At 69.6% G+C, this 18,250-nt stretch carries 16 protein-coding genes; 5 read left to right on the top strand and 11 right to left on the bottom strand.

Annotated features, from left to right (window positions below):
• The first annotated feature begins 5 nt into the window (after positions 1-5).
• A complete protein-coding gene (locus P0Y60_16490) occupies positions 6-1,187 on the top strand; it encodes a M20 family metallopeptidase (protein ID WEK60877.1) in 1,182 nt (393 codons plus the stop codon).
• A gap of 261 nt (positions 1,188-1,448) precedes the next feature.
• On the top strand, positions 1,449-1,934 hold the full coding sequence (locus P0Y60_16485) for an FBP domain-containing protein (protein ID WEK60876.1): 486 nt from the start codon (positions 1,449-1,451) through the stop codon (positions 1,932-1,934).
• Between the two features lie 234 nt (positions 1,935-2,168).
• Here the strand turns inward: P0Y60_16485 and P0Y60_16480 are convergent, their stop codons facing one another.
• The 4 genes from P0Y60_16480 to P0Y60_16465 all read right to left on the bottom strand — a co-directional run bounded on the left by P0Y60_16480 (position 2,169) and on the right by P0Y60_16465 (position 7,648).
• Positions 2,169-4,457, bottom strand: a complete 2,289-nt coding sequence (locus tag P0Y60_16480; protein WEK60875.1) for a glycoside hydrolase family 3 N-terminal domain-containing protein — start codon at positions 4,455-4,457, stop codon at positions 2,169-2,171.
• Positions 4,458-4,552: 95 nt separating this feature from the next.
• Positions 4,553-5,443: a carbohydrate ABC transporter permease gene (locus P0Y60_16475; GenBank protein WEK60874.1), complete on the bottom strand. Its 891-nt coding sequence runs from the start codon at positions 5,441-5,443 to the stop codon at positions 4,553-4,555.
• A complete protein-coding gene (locus P0Y60_16470) occupies positions 5,440-6,378 on the bottom strand; it encodes a sugar ABC transporter permease (GenBank protein WEK60873.1) in 939 nt (312 codons plus the stop codon). Before P0Y60_16470 ends, P0Y60_16475 begins: the two co-directional genes overlap by 4 nt.
• Entirely contained in the window at positions 6,359-7,648 is a 1,290-nt protein-coding gene (locus P0Y60_16465; GenBank protein WEK60872.1) for an extracellular solute-binding protein, read from the bottom strand. Before P0Y60_16465 ends, P0Y60_16470 begins: the two co-directional genes overlap by 20 nt.
• 163 nt (positions 7,649-7,811) lie before the next feature.
• Between P0Y60_16465 and P0Y60_16460 the strand changes: the two genes are divergently transcribed.
• Positions 7,812-8,822 carry a LacI family DNA-binding transcriptional regulator gene (locus tag P0Y60_16460; protein WEK60871.1) on the top strand — a complete coding sequence of 337 codons (1,011 nt, stop codon included), beginning with the start codon at positions 7,812-7,814 and terminating at the stop codon, positions 8,820-8,822.
• A 235-nt stretch (positions 8,823-9,057) separates the two neighbouring features.
• On the opposite strand, the gene P0Y60_16455 is transcribed toward P0Y60_16460, so the two are convergent.
• From P0Y60_16455 to P0Y60_16425, 7 genes are read right to left on the bottom strand one after another with little or no spacing between them, the layout of a single operon-like run.
• Complete coding sequence (locus P0Y60_16455) at positions 9,058-9,864, bottom strand: PaaX family transcriptional regulator C-terminal domain-containing protein (protein ID WEK62936.1); 807 nt, start codon at positions 9,862-9,864, stop codon at positions 9,058-9,060.
• 11 nt (positions 9,865-9,875) lie between these two features.
• Positions 9,876-11,108, bottom strand: a complete 1,233-nt coding sequence (locus P0Y60_16450; GenBank protein WEK60870.1) for an aminotransferase class V-fold PLP-dependent enzyme — start codon at positions 11,106-11,108, stop codon at positions 9,876-9,878.
• 1 nt (position 11,109) lies between these two features.
• Positions 11,110-12,171: a hydrolase gene (locus P0Y60_16445; GenBank protein WEK60869.1), complete on the bottom strand. Its 1,062-nt coding sequence runs from the start codon at positions 12,169-12,171 to the stop codon at positions 11,110-11,112.
• Positions 12,171-13,022, bottom strand: coding sequence for a tryptophan 2,3-dioxygenase family protein (locus P0Y60_16440; GenBank protein ID WEK60868.1), 852 nt, complete (start codon positions 13,020-13,022; stop codon positions 12,171-12,173). Before P0Y60_16440 ends, P0Y60_16445 begins: the two co-directional genes overlap by 1 nt.
• Before the next feature lie 47 nt (positions 13,023-13,069).
• Positions 13,070-13,288 carry a hypothetical protein gene (locus P0Y60_16435; GenBank protein WEK60867.1) on the bottom strand — a complete coding sequence of 73 codons (219 nt, stop codon included), beginning with the start codon at positions 13,286-13,288 and terminating at the stop codon, positions 13,070-13,072.
• A 31-nt stretch (positions 13,289-13,319) separates the two neighbouring features.
• Complete coding sequence (locus P0Y60_16430; GenBank protein ID WEK60866.1) at positions 13,320-15,029, bottom strand: amidase; 1,710 nt, start codon at positions 15,027-15,029, stop codon at positions 13,320-13,322.
• Positions 15,029-16,069: an agmatine deiminase family protein gene (locus P0Y60_16425; GenBank protein ID WEK60865.1), complete on the bottom strand. Its 1,041-nt coding sequence runs from the start codon at positions 16,067-16,069 to the stop codon at positions 15,029-15,031. The genes P0Y60_16430 and P0Y60_16425 overlap by 1 nt, the downstream gene beginning before the upstream one ends.
• Before the next feature lie 67 nt (positions 16,070-16,136).
• Between P0Y60_16425 and P0Y60_16420 the strand changes: the two genes are divergently transcribed.
• Together P0Y60_16420 and P0Y60_16415 are read left to right on the top strand one after the other, a co-directional pair.
• Positions 16,137-16,769, top strand: a complete 633-nt coding sequence (locus tag P0Y60_16420; protein WEK60864.1) for a TetR family transcriptional regulator C-terminal domain-containing protein — start codon at positions 16,137-16,139, stop codon at positions 16,767-16,769.
• Positions 16,770-16,778: 9 nt separating this feature from the next.
• Positions 16,779-18,152, top strand: coding sequence for an aminotransferase class V-fold PLP-dependent enzyme (locus P0Y60_16415; GenBank protein ID WEK60863.1), 1,374 nt, complete (start codon positions 16,779-16,781; stop codon positions 18,150-18,152).
• Positions 18,153-18,250 lie beyond the last annotated feature (98 nt).

Raw genomic sequence — 18,250 nt, 5'->3', positions numbered from 1 at the left:
GCTCCATGACCCGATTCGCCGCTGCTGCCGATGCCCTGCTCGATGATCTGATCGCGGTGCGCCGTGAACTGCACGGCGTGGTCGAGACCGGGCTCGAGCTGCCCGAGACGCAGCGCATCATCCTGCGCGAGCTGGAGGCACTGGGGCTTGAGATCACGCTCGGCGAGAACCTGCGCTCCGTCACCGCGGTGCTGCGCGGAGGAGCGCCGGGACCCGCCGTGCTGCTGCGCGGCGACATGGACGGTCTGCCGATCGCCGAAGCATCCGGACTCGACTTCGCCTCGACCAACGGCGCGATGCACGCGTGCGGGCATGACCTGCACATGGCGGGGGTGCTCGGCGCCGCGAGACTGCTCGCCGCGCGCCGTGACGAGCTCCCCGGCGCCGTGGTCTTCATGTTCCAGCCCGGCGAGGAGGGCCAGGCAGGCGCGCGCATCATGATCGAGGAGGGCGTGCTGGATGCCGCCGGTTCCCGCGCCGTGGCCGCGTATGCGATCCACGTCGACAGTGCCGTCGCCGCCGGGCAGCTCGTGGTGCGCGAGGGCGCCATGATGGCCAGCGCGAGCGGGCTGCGCCTGGTCGTGCGCGGCAGTGGTGGACATGCCGCGTTCCCGCACCTGGCGGTCGACCCGGTGCCCGTCGCGGCGCAACTGATCCTGGCGGTGCAGACCTTCGTCGCTCGCCGATTGCCGGCGACGGACCAGGCCGTGATCTCGATCACGAAGCTCTCGAGTGACTCCGAGGCGGGCAACATCCTGGCGGCGAACGTGACGCTCGAGGCCAACGTGCGCACGCTGTCGACGGCGACGCTCGACGTCGTGCGCGAGGAGCTGCCCGCCCTGCTGCGCGGCATCGCCGAGGCGAACGGGTGCACTCTCGACTCCGAGTTCGTCTCGTCGTACCCGGTCACCTACAACGATCCGGCAGAGACGCGCGAGGTCATCGCCGTGCTCGACGACGTCGCCGGAGTCGAGCGGGTGACGCGGCTGGCGGCGCCCTACATGGCATCCGAGGACTTCTCCTACGTGCTGCAGGAGGTGCCGGGGGCGATGGTGTTCCTCGGCGCGGCATCCGCGGCCGGCCCGAAGCCGCTGCACTCCGACGACGCGATCTTCGACGACGGGGTGCTCGCGCTGCAGGCCACCGTGCTGGCTGAGCTGGCCTGGCGGCGGCTCGCCCGCGGCTGAGTCTTCAGGTGTCTGAGGCCTCAGGGCTGGCTGAGACGAGCCGGGTGTAGGCTCGCCGGGTGCTGTTCTCGATGAGCGCCCTCGTGGCGAAGAAGGGAGCCGCAGGCGCATCCCGCGCCGGCGGCAGAGGCTGACGACCAGCCGGAGGCGGAACACCCGTCACCGGAGCCGCGTCGTACCCGGCGTCCGATCGGATGCCGTCCTCCTTCTTCTCCTCCTCTCTCGCCGTCACGGCGAGCACTGCTCGAAAGCGAACACATCATGCGTCCCATCGACGAGCGCGCCATCCGCGCATCCTTCCGCAACGCCTCCCGCAAAGAGGTCTCCGATCTGAACCTCCCCGCGGGTTTCCGCGACATCGACTTCTCCCGGCTCGACTACCTCGGCTGGTCGGACCCCAAGTCCCCGCGCCGCGCCTACGTGATCGCCGAGATCGATGACGAGTTCGTCGGCGTGCTGCTGCAGCAGGCCGAACAGCGCGTCATCGCCCGGGCGCAGTGCTCATGGTGCGACGACATCACGCTGCGCAACGACGTGCAGCTGTTCACCGCACGCAAGATCGGTTCGGCCGGACGCAAGGGCGACACCGTCGGAACACTCGTGTGCGCGAACTTCGAATGCTCCGCGAACGTGCGGCGGCTGCCTCCTCTCGCCTACGAGGGGTTCGACCGCGAAGCCGCCCGTGACCAGCGCATCGTGCGCCTGGGTGAGCACGTGCGCGCCTTCCTCGCGGGCCTCGACGCCTGAGCGCAGCATCCCGGGGTTGCCGCTGCACCGGTCGCAGATTGTCGCCATGGATGCCCTGTGGTGACAATCTGCGCCCTCCCCCTGTGTGGGGAGGTCGCGAGTTGTCGCTTCGCGCAGGTTGTGGCGACCATCTGCGACCACTCCGCCCCCCGAGTCGTCGCCGATGGTCGTTGCATGTGCACTGTGGCGACCAGGTGCGCCCTGTCCAAGGGCGTCATGCCCCGTCCAAGGCCGTCACACCTCAGGCAGGATGTCGATCGTCGTCACGGTCTCCTCGTGGTCGCACGCCTCGCCGACCCAGAGGCGGATGCTTCCCGGCTCCACCCGACGGATGCCGTCGAGTCCGGTGAACGCGAGGCGATCCGAGGGGATCTCGAACTCCACGCGCTGCTCCGCTCCGGGCGTCAGGTGCACGCGCCGGAACCCGATCAACTGCGCCACGGGACGAGCCGCACTCGCCACCTCGTCGTGCGCGTACAGCTGCACGACATCGGTTCCCTCGCGCGAGCCCGTATTGCGCACCAGCACCGAGGCGCGGAACACGTCGCCCGCAGCCACCGTCGCATCGGCGGTCAGCTGCGTGCGTGCGAACGTCGTGTAGCCGAGGCCGAAGCCGAACGGCCGCACGGGCGTCGGGTCGACGCTCGTCACATCCGTACGCCCACCGAGTGCCGGATGCAGGTACGAGTACGGTTGCGCGCCCGCCGATCGGGGGAGCGACACCGGCAGCCGACCGGATGGCGACACGCGGCCGCTCAGCACGGCGGCGACGGCCGGTCCTCCCTCCTCCCCGGGGAAGAACGACTGCAGCACGGCTGCCGGACGCGGATGCTCCGGCCGCGCGGCATCAATGCCGGAACCGGCGGCCGCGGCAGACGAGTTCACGGCTCCGAGCCCCGCCGTCATACCGGTCGCGGTCTCGCGGTGCGGCAGCGCCCAGTCGAGCACGTAGGGGCGACCCGTGAGCGCGACCACGACGACCGGCGTCCCCGTCGCGACGACGGCCTCGACCAGCGCGCGTTGCACGCCGGGCAGCTCCAGCGAGTCGACGTCGTTGCCCTCGCCCACGGTGCCGCGGCCGAACAGCCCTGCCCGGTCGCCGACCACGACGATCGCGACATCGGCGGCTGCGGCGTCGGCGACCGCGGCGGGGAAGCCACTGCGGTCCTCGCCCTCGACGTCGCAGCCGGGCGTGCGCGTGAACGTCGCGGTCGGAAGCGCGGCACGGAGCCCGTCGAGCACGGTCGGCAGGTCGATGCCGGCCGGTGTGTCCGGGTGGTGCGCGAGCACGTGGTTCACGAAGGAATAGCAGCCCATCAGCGCCTCGGCGCTGTCGGCGTTCGGCCCGATCACCGCGATGCGCGGCGATCCCGACGGGTCGAGCGGAAGCAGTCCGTCATTGCTCACCAGCACGATCGACTCCTCGGCCAGACGGCGCGCGAGCGCACGATGCGCGGGGGAGTCCAGGTCGACCGTGTCGGGCGCGGCATTCGTGAAGTCAGCACCCGTGAAGTCGGCATCCAGCAGACCCAGCTCCTCCTTCTGCGCGAGCACGCGGCCGACAGCGCGGTCCAGGATGCCCTGGTCGAGCGCCCCGTCGCGCACCTGCGCGGCGAGTGTCGTGTAGGCGTCGGGGGAGGGCAGTTCGACGTCGATCCCTGCGGTGATCGCGAGTGCTGCGGCCTGCGCCTGGTCCGCCGCGACGTGATGCATGGTGCGCAGGAAGTCGACGGCGAAGTAGTCCGAGACCACGACTCCGTCGAAGCCCCAGCGGCCGCGCAGCACCTCGTCGAGGTAGTACGGGTCGGCCGCGACCGGTACTCCGTCGATGTCGGTGTACGAGTTCATGACGCTGCGCACCCCGCCCTCGCGCACCGCCATCTCGAACGGAGGGAGCAGCACATCCTCGATCTCGCGCCGTCCGGCCGACACCGGGGCGTGATTCCGCCCGGCGCGCGAGGCGGAATAGCCCACGAAATGCTTGAGGGTCGCGTGCACGCCCTCCGACTGCATGCCGCGCACGTACGCGGTGCCGATCGTCCCGACCACGAGCGGGTCCTCCGCGATGCACTCGTCGACGCGCCCCCACCGCGGATCACGGATGACATCGAGCACCGGTGCCAGACCCTGATGGATGCCGAGATCGCGCATCGACGACCCGATCGCCCTGCCCACCTCCTCGACCAGGTCCGGATCGAACGAGGCCCCCCAGGCGAGCGGAGTGGGGAACGTGGCGGCCTGCCAGGCGGCGAGCCCGGTGAGGCACTCCTCATGCACCAAGGCGGGGATACCGAGCCGAGTCTCCTTCTGCAGGCGCGCCTGCTCCTTCCACAGCCACTGCGCGCGCTCGATCGGATCGACCGGACGCGTGCCGTAGACACGCGTCAGGTGGCCGAGGCCGTGCGCGGTCGCCTCCTCGTACCGGGTGGAGGTCTTCTTCTCCCCGGCCATCGGCGCAACGAGCTCATCACCCTGGTCCACCCAGAATCCGACGAGCTGCGCCTGCTTCTCCTCGAGTGTCATCTGCTCGACGAGATCCTCCACACGTGCGGAGAATCGGGGCCGGGGTGTGGGGGAGAACACATCCATCTCTTTCTGTGGGGTTTCGACCGACATGCTCAGCCCTTGACCGCGCCGGTCAGGCCGCCGACGATGCGGCGTTCGAACAGGCTGAAGAAGATCAGCGCGGGGATCATCGACAGCGAGGTGAAGGCGAGCACCTTCGCGGTGTCGACCGAGTACTGCGAGGCGAAGGACTGCACCCCCAGCGGCAGGGTGAAGGCGGCGGCGTCGTTCAGGACGAACAGCGGCAGCAGGTAGCCGTTCCAGCTCCCGATGAAGGCGAGGATGCCGGTCGTGATCACTCCGGGGATCGACAGGGGCAGCACCATCCGCCAGAAGAAGCCGATCCGGCTGCATCCGTCGATGAATGCGGCCTCCTGGATCTCATCGGGGATCGCCCGCAGGAACGGCACGAGGATGATGATCGTGGTCGGCAGCGCGAAGGCGATCTGCGGCAGGATCACCCCGCCGAGCGAGTTCATGAGCCCGAGGCTGCGCACCACGATGTACAGCGGTGTGATCGCGACGGTCAGGGGGAACATGAGCCCGGCGGCGAAGAACGCGTAGAGCACACCGCGACCGGCGAACCGGTAGCGGGCGAGCACGTAGGCGGCCATGAGGCCCAGCGCGACCACACCGATCGTGGTGGCGAGAGCGACGATCGTGGAGTTGAGCACCTGCCGCCAGAACACGCCGCCCGTGATCACGTCGAAGTAGTTCGAGAACACCCAGGGCTGCGGCAGGCCCGACGGGTCCGTCGTGATCTGTGCGTTCGTGCGGAACCCGCCGATGATGATGTACGCGATCGGCGCGAGCATCAGCCCGACCACGATCAGCGCCACGAAGTACACCGTGGGGTTCGCCCACGGCAGAGGGGCTTTCGCGGGCCTGCCAGGACGATCGCGGCGTCCCGGTCGCTGGGTGACGAGCAGAGACGTGGCGGTCATCGTGTGGTCCTCTTCTTCCGTGCGGATGCTCCGGTCAGAGCGCCCTCCGTGTCGCGCTTGAGGACGGCGCGCTGATAGATCAGTGCGACGACCAGCGAGATCAGGAAGAGCACGACGGCGACGGCGTTGCCGTATCCGAAGTTGCCGGCGTTACGGCCCTCCGAGACCATGTAGGTCGCCATGGTCGACGTGCCGGCGGTGGAGGCGATGTACTGCCCCCAGATGATGTAGACGAGGTCGAACAGCTGCAGCGATCCGATGATCGACAGGAACGCCCAGATGCGCAGCGTCGGGGCGAGCAGCGGCAGGGTGATGCGCCACTGGATCTGCCAGTACGACGCGCCGTCGATCGCGGCCGCCTCGTGCAGCTCTTCCGGGATGCCCTGGAGCCCGGCGAGGAAGAGGATGACGGCGAACCCGACGTACTTCCAGGTGATGATCACCATGAGCGTCCAGATGGCGATGTCGGGGTTCGACAGCCAGTCGTTCGCGAGGAACCCCAGCCCCATGTTCTTCAGCAGGTCGTTGAATGCGCCGCTGGTCTGCAGCATCAGGCTCCAGCCCGTGCCGACGACGACCTCGGAGATCACGTAGGGGATGAAGATCAGCACGCGGATCAGCGACTGACCGCGCATGCGGCGGTTGAGCAGCAGGGCGAGGAGGATCGCCGCTGGGCCCTGCAGCACGAGCGAGAACACCAGGATGAATCCGTTGTGCAGCAGTGCGTCGTGGAAGAGCGGATCCTGGAGGATCGTCAGGTAGTTCTTCAGGCCCACGAAGTCGGTGGGCGGACCGTATCCCTGCCAGCTGAAGAAGCCGTAGTACGCGGCCATCAGCACCGGGAAGATGACGAAGGCGAGGAAGACGAGCAGGGCGGGCCCGGCCAGAAGGATCACTTCCAGCCGGGCGGCCGCCTCATGCCTTCGCTGCGGCATCCTGAACGGCCTTGACGATGTCCTCCGGGGTTCCCTGACCGGCGAGCATGCTGACGACCGCGACGTTCAGCGCGTTTCCGACGTTCTGTCCGTACACGGTGTCGAGCCACTGGGAGGCGTACGGTGCCGCGTTGTACGCCTCGAGGATCGACTGCAGGTAGGGCTCGGTCACAGCCTCCTGGGCGACGGTGTTGACCGGGGGAGCGTTGAACGCCTTGTAGTACGCGGTCTGCACGTCGGAGGTGCCGAGGAAGTTCAGGAAGTCCACGCACGCAGGTGGAGCATCCGCCGAGCAGGAGTAGCCGTCGACACCGCCCATCATCGATCCGGGCTGGCCCTCGCCGCCGTCGACCTCGGGGAACGGGAACCACGCCAGATCGGCGAGCGGCTTCTGGTCGGGAGTCAGCGATCCGATCACACCCGGGTTCCAGGCGCCCATGAGCTCCATGCCGGCCTGGTGGTTCGCGATGAGACCGGCCGAGCTGCCGGCGCCCTGCTGGGCGGTGGTCGTGAGGAATCCGGCGTTGAACGGCTCCGTGGCCGCGAAGGACTGCAGATCCTCGCCAGCGCGGATCCAGCAGTCGTCGTCGAAGTTCATCTCGTCCGCCGCCTTCGCGAGCGTCTCGGCGCTGCACTCGCGCAGCGCGAGCCAGTAGTACCAGTGCGCCGCGGGCCAGGCATCCTTCGCCCCGAGCGCGACCGGCTCGATGCCCGCGTCCTTGAGCTTCTCGGTCGCCGTCTCGAGCTCGTCGAGCGTGGTGGGGTTGTCGGTGATGCCGGCCTCGTCGAACAGGTCCTGGCTGTAGAACAGCCCGCCGGGGAGCACGGCGACGGGCATCGCGTAGATCTTGTCGTCGAGGCTGCTGGCGGAGTAGGCGGCATCCGAGATCTCGTCAGCGGCGCCGCCCGTGATCGAATCCGTCAGGTCCTTGAGCTGACCGGCCTTGACCATCGCGGCCATCTTGCCGCCGCCCCGCTGCAGGAAGATGTCGGGGGCGTCGCCCGAGTTCAGCGCGGTCTGCAGCTTGCCGTCGAGATCCTCGTTCTGGATGGACTGGATCTCGATCGTCACGCCGGGGTTCGCCTTCTCGAAGTCGGCGACGGTCTGCTCCCAGAACTCCACTCCGGGGCCGGTGGTCGAGTTGTGCCAGAGGGTCATCGCGGCATCGCCGCCCTCCTCCGGGGTGCTGGCCGTGCATCCGCTCAGGGCGAGTGCTCCGATGGCCGCGATCGCGGCCGCGGAGGCAAGGGGGCGCCTTCTGCTGTTCATGTGATCGTTCTCCTCATCGAGAGTTGCGCCGCGTCGGTGCAGGCGCCGCGGCAGCAAGGGTGAGACCGCGTCGGGATGCAGTCTCCTGGCGATCCACGGAGTCGTCAAACGTTTTCGAAAACAGTTTCCGCACGCGGGTGATCCGCGGTTACGCTGAGGCATCATGACCGGTCGCACCACCATCCACGACGTCGCCAAAGCCGCGGGCGTGTCGGTGTCGACGGTCTCGAAGGCCGTCAACGGACGGTACGGGATCGCCGATGCGACGGTGCGGCGCGTACTCGATGTGGTGCAGGAGCTCGGCTACGAGTCGAGCCTGGTGGCGAGCAGCATGCGGGCGCGGCGAACCGGTGTGATCGGCGTGCTGCTCGCCGATTTCGAGCCGTTCAGCGCCGAGATCCTGAAGGGCGTGGGCTCCGCGGTGCACGACACCGCATTCGATCTGCTGGCGTACAGCGGCTCACATCGCGGGGCGGGAGAGGGGTGGGAGCGACGCTCGTTGAGTCGGTTGTCCGGCACGCTGATCGATGCGGCGATCATGGTCACCCCGACCGTGGTCGGCGCGTCGACGGAGATCCCCGTGGTCGCGATCGATCCGCACACCGGACGCGCCGATCTCCCCACGGTCGAATCCGACAGCTTCGGCGGGGCGCTCACCGCCACCCGGCACCTCCTCGACCTCGGTCATCGCCGTGTCAGCTTCCTCGGTGGGCGCCCCGACCTGCGATCGGCGGGGCTGCGAGATGCCGGCTATCGACGGGCACTCGCGGATGCCGGCATCGCGGTCGATCCCGATCTGATCCGCGCCGGTCGATACGAGCTCGAGACGACCAGGGACTCCGCGCGCCTCCTGCTCGCCGGTCCCTCACGCCCGACCGCGGTGTTCGCGGCGAACGACCTCTCCGCGATCGCGGTGATCGACGTCGCGCACGAGCTCGGGTTGCGTGTGCCGGAGGACCTCTCGGTGATCGGGTTCGACGATGTGCCCGAGGCCACGCGCCGCGCTCTTCCACTCACCACGATCCAACAGCCGATGCGGCGGCTGGGAAGCGTCGCCGCGACCATGGTCTTCGACCTGCTCGCCGGTCGCCCGGTCGAGCAGATGCACGTGACACTGCCCACCCGGCTCGTGGTGCGCGCGACGACCGCACCGCCCGCGCCGTGTGCCGGGTGACGTGGGGCAGAGCGTTGCCCGTCGGCGCTGTCCTCGTTCGAGAGGTCGCTCGTTCGAGAGGTCGCTCGTTCGAGAGGTCGCTCGTTCGAGGGGGCGCAGATGGTCGATACCAGGGGGCTGAGGCGACCATTCGCGACCCCTCTCTCAGGTGAGGCGTCGCACATGGTCGCTACGAGAGTGCCATGGCGACCATGTGCGACCACTCACGCTCGTGCGAGGCGGCAGCGGCGCGCGCTCAGGTTCCGGTGACCTCGCGCACGTGCGCGAGGGCCGGCTCTGCGAGCGCCGCAGACAGGCGCGTGAACTCCTCGATGCTGCGGCGCCCTGGCCAGTCGGCCGGCAGCATCGACGACGGCAGACCGGGGTCGACGTAGGGCAGCACGCGCCAGGCATCGAGCAGCCGTACATAGGCGGCGAACGGTTCGTCGGGCAGCGTCGCGAGCGAGCGCTGGAACTCCTCGTGCTCGGCGCGCAGCGCATCCAGATCCCACCACGTCGCCGCCGCCTCGGCGAGCGGAACGGCAGTGCGCGGGGCGGATGCCGGGAACAGCGTCGCCCACTGCCGGGCGTCGAGATCGTGCAGGATCTGCTCGACCTCGTCCTGCAGGTGCCCGGGGCAGATCCACAGGGCGGGTGAGACGGTACCCGCGCCGATCCACTGCAGACGGCGACGCAGCTGATGCCGCACGCTGCGGGCGCTCTCCGGAATCGAGAACGACACCAGGCACCAGGGGTCGTCGTCGTGCATCTCCCGCACGGCGAAGATGCGCCGATCACCGCGCTCGAGCATCGGCACCGCCGCCGGATTCAGACGGTAGCCGATCGTGCCCTCGCGCTCGGCGAGCAGCAGTCCCCTCTGCTTCAGGCGGGTGATGACCGTGCGCGCCTGCGGAGCGGGGATGCCGAGGTCGCCGGCGAGGGTCACCAGATCGGCCGCGGAGATCCAGCCGCCGAGCGGCCGCAGGAACAGCCCCACCACGGTGCGCAGCAGCGAGACCGTGCTTCCGGGACGCGCATCGATGTCGTCCCGCACGGGGTCGATCGGCGGCACCGTCATCCTGCGCGCAGGGCGTCGCGGATCGCCAGCACTCCGATCACGGTCTCGGCATGCGAGGTGCTGAGGGGGGACAGCCCGAGTCGGATGCCGTCGGGGAAGCGGAAGTCGGGGATGATCCCGTCGGCCCAGAGGCGCTGCGTCACGGCGCGGAAATCGGGGTGGCCGATCGTGACGTGTCCGCCGCGCAGCGCGGCATCGCGGGGACTCAGCAGTCGGACACCGAGCGGTGCGAGCAGATCGTCATAGGCCTGCACGGCGAAGTCGGTCAGCGAGATCGACTTGTCGCGCACCTGCTCGATCGTGGAGAGCTCGATCAGGTCGAGCATCCCCTGCATCGCGAGCATCGAGGTGATCGGCGGCGTGCCGCTCAGCAGTTGGCGGATGTCGCCGGCCGGCACGTACTCGGAGCCCATCGCGAAGATGTCGGCCGCGCTCCACCACCCCTGGATCGGCTGGCGCAGCACGCCCTGCAGGCCCGTGCGCAGGTACGCGAAGGCCGGAGAGCCCGGGCCGCCGTTCAGGTACTTGTAGGTGCAGCCGACGGCCAGGTCGACGCCCCACGCATCGAGCTGCATCGGCACGACACCCGCGGAATGGCACAGATCCCACATCATCAGGGCGCCGGCGGCGTGCACGGCATCGGTGATCGCGGGCATGTCGGCCAGGGCGCCCGAGCGGTAGTCGACGTGGCTCAGCGAGACGAGCGCCGTGCGCTCCGACACGACCGCTGCGATGTCGTCGACGCTGACGCCGTGCACCGGGTCGGGGTCGATCCACCGCAGCGTCATGCCGGTCTCGGCGGCGACGCCCTCCGCCAGGAAACGGTCGGTGGGGAAGTTGCCCGCCTCGATCACCAGCTCGGTGCGGGCGGGGTCGGCCGCGGCGGCCGCGCGCATCAGCTTGTAGATGAGCACGCTCGTGGAGTCGGCGACCACGGTCTGCCCGGCCGCTGCGCCGAGGGCGACGCGGCCGATCCGGTCGCCGAGCTCCATCGGCAGCGCCATCCACTGCTCGTCCCACGAGCGGATCAGACGCGTGCCCCAGTCGCCGCGCACGAAGTCGGCGAGCTGCTCAGGAACATGTCGCAGCGGACGACCGAGCGAGTTGCCGTCGAGATACGCGCTCACTCCGGGCGCATCCGCGAAGGCGGCGCGGTGGGACTGCAGCGGGTCGGCGGCATCGAGCGCGCGGGCGCGGTCGAGGAGGATGCTGTCGATGGGGTCGGTCATGTCACACCTTCAGATCGGCGGGGGTCAGTGGGCGGGCGTGCAGGGGGTCGGCGGTTTCCGGGGTGGTGCCGCTGAGGAACAGGAGGCGGGTGCCGGGGCCGCGCGGATCGACCGGCGCGAGTGCGCGCAGGAGTGCGGCGTCGTCGAGCCCGGCGTCGCGGAGAGCCCGGAGCTCGGTGCCGTTCAGGCCGACGGGTGTGGGCCCGTTGCCCATATCGGTGCCGTAGAGCACGGTGCCACCGGCCGCGTGGAAGCGGCGGATGTTGTGGAGGGCGACGGTCAGGTCGGCTCCGCCATGGATCGCGAGCGTGGAGATCCACGAGGCGGAGGCCGCCTGATCCGCGATCTCCTCATCGTCGAGTCGCTCCGTGAACGGCGCGTGCGCCAGGCGCGCGGCGCCGAGGCGGACGACGCGTTGCGCCTCCCCGCGGCCCTCCGCATGGGCGACGACGTCGAGTGCGTGCGCGGCGGCGAGATCGACGATCGTGCGGAACAGGTCGTCGTCGAACACCGGGCCCGCGCTGCCGTTGCTCGCGACCTTGATGCAGGAGGCCCCGGCATCCGCCATCTCGGCGACGGCTCTGGCGGCGGCATCGGCATCTGCGATCTCGCGGACCGAGCCCTCCGGCGCCCACTCACGGTCGGAGGGGTAGCCGCCCGGTGCGGTGAGGAACGCGCCGGCGAAGTCGATCTGGACGGGGTGCGGCGCGGGAGGTGTGCACAACTCCTCAAAACCGTCAGCTCCGGGGCCGGAAACGGGGCCAGCCGTCGAGCCGGGGGCCTCCGGGCCGGTGGCTTTTGAGGAGTTGTGAACGGCCAGCTGCGCGACCACGGCCGGATTCGCGCCCAGATCGAGCACGCGGCCGAGCGGAGAACCGGCCAGGAGTGCGTGATCGACGAGCTGCAGGTGCACGTGGTGGTCGGTGAAGCCGCCCGTGATCACGCCGTCGAGTCGGGGCAGCTCGGGCGAGGGGCGCTCGTCGCGCAGCGCCGGGCGCCCGTCGACGCAGTCGATCACACCGTCGCGCCATTCCTCGCCGTCGAAGAACGTCACGGCGTTCATCAGCCGCCGAGCTCCGTGCGCACCGTGTACAGCTCGGGGAAGAACGTCAGCTCCAGGGCGCGCTGCAGGAAGCCGGCGCCGCTCGATCCGCCCGTCCCGACCTTCATGCCGATCGTGCGCGTCACCGTCTTCAGGTGCCGGAAGCGCCAGAACTGGAAGTTGTCCTCGAGGTCCACCAGGTCTTCGCACGCTTCGTAGAGGTCCCAGTACCGATTCGGATCCTGATAGATCTCGCGGATCGCGGGCACGAGCGCCGCCGTCTCGCGGTAGGGCTCGCGCACGTCGCGTTCGAGGATCTCGACCGGGATGGGCAGCCCACGACGGGCGGCGAAGCGCAGGAACTCGTCGTACACCGTGGGCTTCTCCCACTCGGCGGTGAGCAGGGCGAGGTTCGCGGGGTGATCGCGGAACACGCTCAGCATGCGTTCGTTCTTGTTGCCGAGGGCGAACTCCACCGCCCGGTACTGCACCGACTGGAATCCGGAGGAGTTGCCCAGCGCGCCGCGGAACTGCGCGTACTCGGTGGGAGTAAGGGTCGCGAGCACCGACCACTGCTGCGTCATCACGTCCTGGATGCGCTTGACCCGCGCGATCCGCTTGAGCGCCTCACGCAGGTCGTCGCTGGCGAGCAGCTCGCGCGCGGACGACAGTTCGTGCAGCAGCTGCTTGAGCCAGAGCTCGGTGGTCTGGTGCTGGATGATGAACAGCAGTTCGTCGTGGTGCTCGGGCACGCTGACCGGATTCTGCGCGGTGAGCAACTGGTCGAGCGACAGGTACGACCCGTAGGTCATGCGTCCGGACAGGTCGGTGACGATGCCCTCTTCGAGTGCGCGCTCGTTCTCAGTGCTCATGGGGTGAATATATCACCATCGTGGCGAGCGTCACAGTAGTGAAATGTTTACCGCGAGGATGTCGGTGCGGCTGTTGACTCCGCTCCGGTCTCTACGCTCGCCTGTGCGATGCGGTCGCGCCGGGCTGCCAGGAAGCCATCGATCGTCACGCGGATCAGGATATTGACCGCGGCGACCGCCAGGAACACGAGAACGATGGACCCGAACGCAATACCGAGCCAGAACGGGATCACGAAGAGCCCGTACATGATCGACCCGTTGTCCATGCGCCGAGTGTATCCCCGCGACTCCGAGCTGTCAGAGGCGGGGCGTGCGCGGCGGGGGCACGCGCCGTGCACCGGGAGCGCCGCTCGCCTCGAACGCTGCCGCGAGCCGCAGCAGAGCGGAGTCGTCGTACGCGCGCCCGGCGAACGTGAGTCCGATCGGCATGCCGATGTCGTGCATCACGCCCATCGGCACCGTCACCGTCGGGACGCCGAGATGCCGCACGGCGAGGTTGCCGTTCGCGATCCACACCCCGTTGCGCCAGCCTCGATCGGCGGACGCCGGGTTCACGTCCATGTCGGCCGGTCCCACGTCGGCGACCGCGGGGAACACGACGGCGTCGAGCCCGAGCTCGTCCATCCATGCCTCCAGGTCGCGCCGCCGCGTCTCCTCGAGTCCGCGCAGCCCGTCGGCGAGTTCGGGCATGTCGTTGATTCCGGTGCCCGGATTTCGACGCACCCAGTCCGGATACTCCGCGATGTCGTCGTCGAACCCCGTGTAGCGGTCGGGGAGGGCGCCGTCCGGATGCGGGAAGATCGTCGCCCCGTCGACGTCGGCGAGCGTGCGCAGCGCGGGGTCGCCGTTCGCCTGCAGGAAGTCCTCCCAGCCCCACGCCGAGAGGTCGACGATCTCGCGCCTCAGGTACGCGGGGGTCACGATTCCGCGGGTCGCGATCGTCGGTGCGCCGCTGCGATCGCCCTCGTAGTTCGACACCACCGGGAAATCCACCTCGACCACGGTCGCGCCGGCTGCTTCGAGATCGCGGCGGGCGTCGTTCCAGCGCGCGATGATCGAGGCGCGGGTCTCGATGGGATGTCCGGTCGGCCCGCCGATGCCGGGAGCCGCACCGCTGCCGGCATCCGGATCGGCGTTGATGTACATGCGGGGGATGCCGATGCGGATGCCATCGAACGAGGCGTCGGCGGCGAGTGCGGCGTACGAGGCCGGGCGCACGGCCGAGGCGGCGGGCAGCGGCACCCACGACTGGGCGCGCCAGAAGTCGCCTCGGGTCTCGTCGTCGTCGGCCACGATCACGTCGAGCACCTCGAGCAGGTCCGCCATGCTGCGGGTGTGCGGAACCACGACGTCCATCGTCGGCACGAGCGGCCAGTTGCCGCGCACCGAGATAACGCCGCGCGACGGGGTGTAGGCGCACAGCGAGTTGTTGGTCGCGGGGCCGCGGCCGCTCGACCAGGTCTCTTCTCCGAGACCGAAGGCGCCGAAGCTCGCCGAGGTCGCCGTGCCGGAGCCGTTCGACGACCCCGAGGCGAACGGCGCGGTCAGCCAGTCCGCCGAGTACGGGCTCTCGGCGCGCCCGTAGACGCCGCGCTGCATCCCGCCGTTCGCCATCGGGGGCATGTTCGTCAGGCCGAGGCAGATCGCACCGCCCGCCCGCAGCCGGGCGATCGTGAAGGCGTCGCGCTGGGCGACGAGCCCGGCGAACGCGGGGCTGCCGGCCGCCGCGGTGAGGCCCCGCACCAGATAGCTGTCCTTGGCCGTGTACGGGATGCCGTCGAGAGGGCCGTGGGTCTCGCCGCGCGCGCGTCGCTCGTCGGAGGCGGCGGCCTCGGCGCGCGCGTCGGGGTTGCGCACCACGACCGCGTTCAGCGCCGTCGCGGTCTCAGGCCCGTCGTAGGCGTCGATGCGCGCGAGATAGGCGTCGACCAGGTCGGCCGCGGTGACGCTGCCGGCATCGAGTGCCCGCCGCAGTTCGGCGATCGACGCCTCGACGACGTCGAACATCAGCGCGTTCCGTCGAGTGCCGGCTGCTGCTGCGTGATGCAGTGGATGCCGCCGCCGCGGTCGAACAGCGGGCGCGCATCGACGGTGACCACGCGCCGGCCGGGGTACGCGTCCGACAGGATCTCGCGCGCCGCGGCATCCGCCCGCTCGTCACCGAACCCGCACGCCACCACGCCGTCGTTCGTGACGAGATGGTTGACATAGCTCCAGTCGACCGGTCCCTCGTCGTCGCGCAGCGTGGCCGGGGCGGGCAGGTCGATGATCTCGAAGCGGCGGCCCGCGGCATCCGTCTGCCGGGAGAGGTGCTCGCGCAGTTCGCGGGTCACGAGGTGGTCGGGGTGGTCGGGGTTCTGCTGGTCGTGGAGCAGCAGCCGCCCGGGCGAGACGATCGTGGCGACGATGTCGACGTGGCCGTTCGTGCCGAAGTCGTCGTAGTCGCGGGTGAGTCCGCGGGGGAGCCAGACGGCGGTGGTCGCGCCGATCGTGCGTGCCATCTCGGCCTCGACGCGCTGGCGATCGGCGTAGGGGTTACGGCGCGGATCGAGCTGCACGGTCTCGGTGAGCAGCACGGTCCCCTCGCCGTCGACGTGGATGCCGCCACCCTCGTTCACGAGCGTCGAGCTCACGAGTTCGGCACCGACCACATCGGCGATGATGCGGGCGTGCTGGGCGGCCTTGCGCCACTCCGCCCAGTCGGGAGCACCCCAGCCGTTGAAGATCCAATCGACCGCGCCGAGCACGCCGGGGCGCTCGGCATCGACCACGAACGTCGGTCCGGCGTCGCGCATCCAGAACTCGTCGACCGGGGCTTCGATGATCTCGATGCTCCCGCTCAGCATGCGCCGCGCGCGGGCCAGTTCGCTCGGATCGACGAGCATGCTCACCGGTTCGAACTCCGCGACCGCGTGCGCGACGGCCGTCCAGGTGGCGTAGCCCTCCTCGCGCTCGGCGTCGCTCGCGCCGAGGGTCTCGCCCTCGGCGGGGAACGCCATCCAGGTGCGGTCGTGACGTGCGGTCTCCGCGGGCATGCGCCAGCTCATGGGGATCTCCTCGCTGCCGAGTGGACTCTATTGAACATGTGATCAACAGCTGTTACGGTAGCCCTTGATGAAGACCACGTCAACAGGTACGACTCCCCGGCGTATGTCGCCCGAGGAGCGCGATCGCTCGATCCTGCGGGGGGCGATCGCGCACGCCCGCGAGAGTGGGCTCGAGAGCCTGAGCGTGCGCGCGGTCGCCGCGCGCGTCGGCGTCACGCCGGCCCTGGTGGCGCACTACCGGCCGGGTATGGACTCGTTCGTCGCCGAGGTGTTCGGAGTGATCGTGGCCGCCGAGCGCGACGAGGTGATCGCCGCACTCGACGACTCCGACGATGTGCGCGGCAACCTGCTCGGACTCATCGACACACTGCTCGACACAGCGCGTGACGACGTCACACTCATCTGGGTGCAGGCGTGGGCACTCGGCACCCGCAACGCCGCACTCGCCCAGCGCGTGCGTCAGGAGATGGACGGCTGGCAGAGCGCCTTGGAGCAGGTCTTCGCCCGTGCCGCGGCATCCGGTCAGATCGCTGCGGGGCGCGCCGACACCGCGGCCTGGCTGCTGCTGGCGATGGTCGACGGCATGAACGCCCACTCGCTGGTGAAGTGGGCGCCGCGCGACCGTGCCGATCTCGCCCGACGCGCGCTCTCGGCCGTGCTCGACGGCTCTCTTCCCAATACGACCTCCCTCGACAAGTAAGGAACGCCCATGGATGCTGTGCGCATGCACGCGGCCTCGCCCGAATCGACCGCGATCATCGATGCCGTCCTCGACTACTCCCGCCGGCGGATGCTGGCGGCAGACGTGCCGCTCGACAAGCCGCAGAGCGAGGCCGAGTTGAACAGGCTCGTCGGTCCGACGATCACCGACGCCGGGCTCGGCGCCCCGCGTGCGCTGAGCGTGTTCGAGCACATCCTGGCCCCCGCCTGCCTGACCACGAGTCATCCGCTGTACCTGTCGTTCATCCCGACAGCCCCGACCATGGCGGCGATCGCGTTCGACCTCGTGGTGTCGGCATCCGGGCTCTACGGAGGCAGCTGGCTGGAGGGCGCCGGCGCCGTGCACGCCGAGAACGAGGTGCTGGCGTGGCTCGCCCGCGAGTTCGGCCTGCCCGAGACCGCGGGAGGGGTGTTCGTGCAGGGCGGCACGATCGGCAACCTCTCGGCACTGGTCGCGGCGCGCGAATCAGCGAAGGAACGCCTTCTCGCGCAGGGCAAGGAGCTGCCGCGGCGGTGGAAGATCGTCTGCAGCGTCGAGGCGCATTCGTCGAACAAGTCCGCCGCGAAGGTGATGGATGCCGATGTGCTCCTGGTTCCCGCGGGCGACGACGGGAGGCTGCGCGCCGAGGCCGTGCGCGAGGCCCTCGCCGCGCACGGCGACGAGATCTGCGCGGTCGTGGCGACCGGCGGATCGACGAACTTCGGCATCGTCGACGACATCGCGGGGATCGCCGCCCTCAAGGACGACTTCGACTTCTGGCTGCACATCGACGGCGCCTACGGACTCACCGCGATGCTGGCCCCCGAGGCGCGGCACATCTTCGCCGGTGTCGAGCGCGCCGACTCGGTGATCGTCGATCCGCACAAGTGGCTGTTCGCGCCGTTCGACTGCTGCGCCCTGATCTACCGAGACCCCGACAGCGGGCGGCGGGCGCACACGCAGCACGCCGAGTACCTCGACACCCTCACGGACGGCGACGACTTCAGCCCGTCGGACTACTCGATCCAGCTCACGCGGCGCCCGCGCGGACTGCCGATGTGGTTCTCGGTCGCGACCTACGGAGTGCAGGCGTATCGGGATGCCGTCAGTGCGACGCTCGCCCTCACGGCGCGCATCGCCGACGAGATCGCGCGCCGGCCGGAGCTCCGCCTGGTGCGCGACCCCGAGCTGTCGGTCGTGGTGTTCGAGCGGGATGGGTGGGAACGCGCCGACTACGACCGGTGGTCCGCCGCGTTGCTCGACTCGCAGCGTGCGTTCGTGGTTCCCAGCTCGCACGCCGGACGCCCCAACACGCGCTTCGCCATCCTCAATCCACTGACGACGTTCGACGACCTGGTCGGCATCCTCGACACGATGAAGTAGCCCCCCCGGGGTCGGCCTGGTGTTGAGGGTAGGCGCCTGGTGTTGACGTAGGCGAAGTCGCGAGTGTAGGCCGATTCGCGCGATTTCGTCCTACGCCC

It is taken from the genome of Candidatus Microbacterium colombiense, assembly GCA_029203165.1.
In the GTDB taxonomy this organism is placed as follows: Bacteria; Actinomycetota; Actinomycetes; order Actinomycetales; family Microbacteriaceae; genus Microbacterium; species Microbacterium colombiense.
Note: the sequence above shows the minus strand (reverse complement) of the source record. Positions and strands in the feature narration are given on the sequence as shown.

Excerpts from the sequence above, each read along its gene's own strand:
- P0Y60_16450 (WEK60870.1), bottom strand. The coding sequence starts at position 11,108 with ATGACCGACCCCATCGACAGCATCCTCCTCGACCGCGCCCGCGCGCTC.
- P0Y60_16420 (WEK60864.1), top strand. The coding sequence starts at position 16,137 with ATGAAGACCACGTCAACAGGTACGACTCCCCGGCGTATGTCGCCCGAG.
- P0Y60_16425 (WEK60865.1), bottom strand. The coding sequence starts at position 16,069 with ATGAGCTGGCGCATGCCCGCGGAGACCGCACGTCACGACCGCACCTGG.
- P0Y60_16435 (WEK60867.1), bottom strand. The coding sequence starts at position 13,288 with ATGGACAACGGGTCGATCATGTACGGGCTCTTCGTGATCCCGTTCTGG.
- P0Y60_16460 (WEK60871.1), top strand. The coding sequence starts at position 7,812 with ATGACCGGTCGCACCACCATCCACGACGTCGCCAAAGCCGCGGGCGTG.
- P0Y60_16440 (WEK60868.1), bottom strand. The coding sequence starts at position 13,022 with ATGAGCACTGAGAACGAGCGCGCACTCGAAGAGGGCATCGTCACCGAC.
- P0Y60_16485 (WEK60876.1), top strand. The coding sequence starts at position 1,449 with ATGCGTCCCATCGACGAGCGCGCCATCCGCGCATCCTTCCGCAACGCC.
- P0Y60_16445 (WEK60869.1), bottom strand. The coding sequence starts at position 12,171 with ATGAACGCCGTGACGTTCTTCGACGGCGAGGAATGGCGCGACGGTGTG.
- P0Y60_16470 (WEK60873.1), bottom strand. The coding sequence starts at position 6,378 with ATGCCGCAGCGAAGGCATGAGGCGGCCGCCCGGCTGGAAGTGATCCTT.
- P0Y60_16430 (WEK60866.1), bottom strand. The coding sequence starts at position 15,029 with ATGTTCGACGTCGTCGAGGCGTCGATCGCCGAACTGCGGCGGGCACTC.
- P0Y60_16475 (WEK60874.1), bottom strand. The coding sequence starts at position 5,443 with ATGACCGCCACGTCTCTGCTCGTCACCCAGCGACCGGGACGCCGCGAT.
- P0Y60_16490 (WEK60877.1), top strand. The coding sequence starts at position 6 with ATGACCCGATTCGCCGCTGCTGCCGATGCCCTGCTCGATGATCTGATC.
- P0Y60_16415 (WEK60863.1), top strand. The coding sequence starts at position 16,779 with ATGGATGCTGTGCGCATGCACGCGGCCTCGCCCGAATCGACCGCGATC.
- P0Y60_16465 (WEK60872.1), bottom strand. The coding sequence starts at position 7,648 with ATGAACAGCAGAAGGCGCCCCCTTGCCTCCGCGGCCGCGATCGCGGCC.
- P0Y60_16480 (WEK60875.1), bottom strand. The coding sequence starts at position 4,457 with ATGACACTCGAGGAGAAGCAGGCGCAGCTCGTCGGATTCTGGGTGGAC.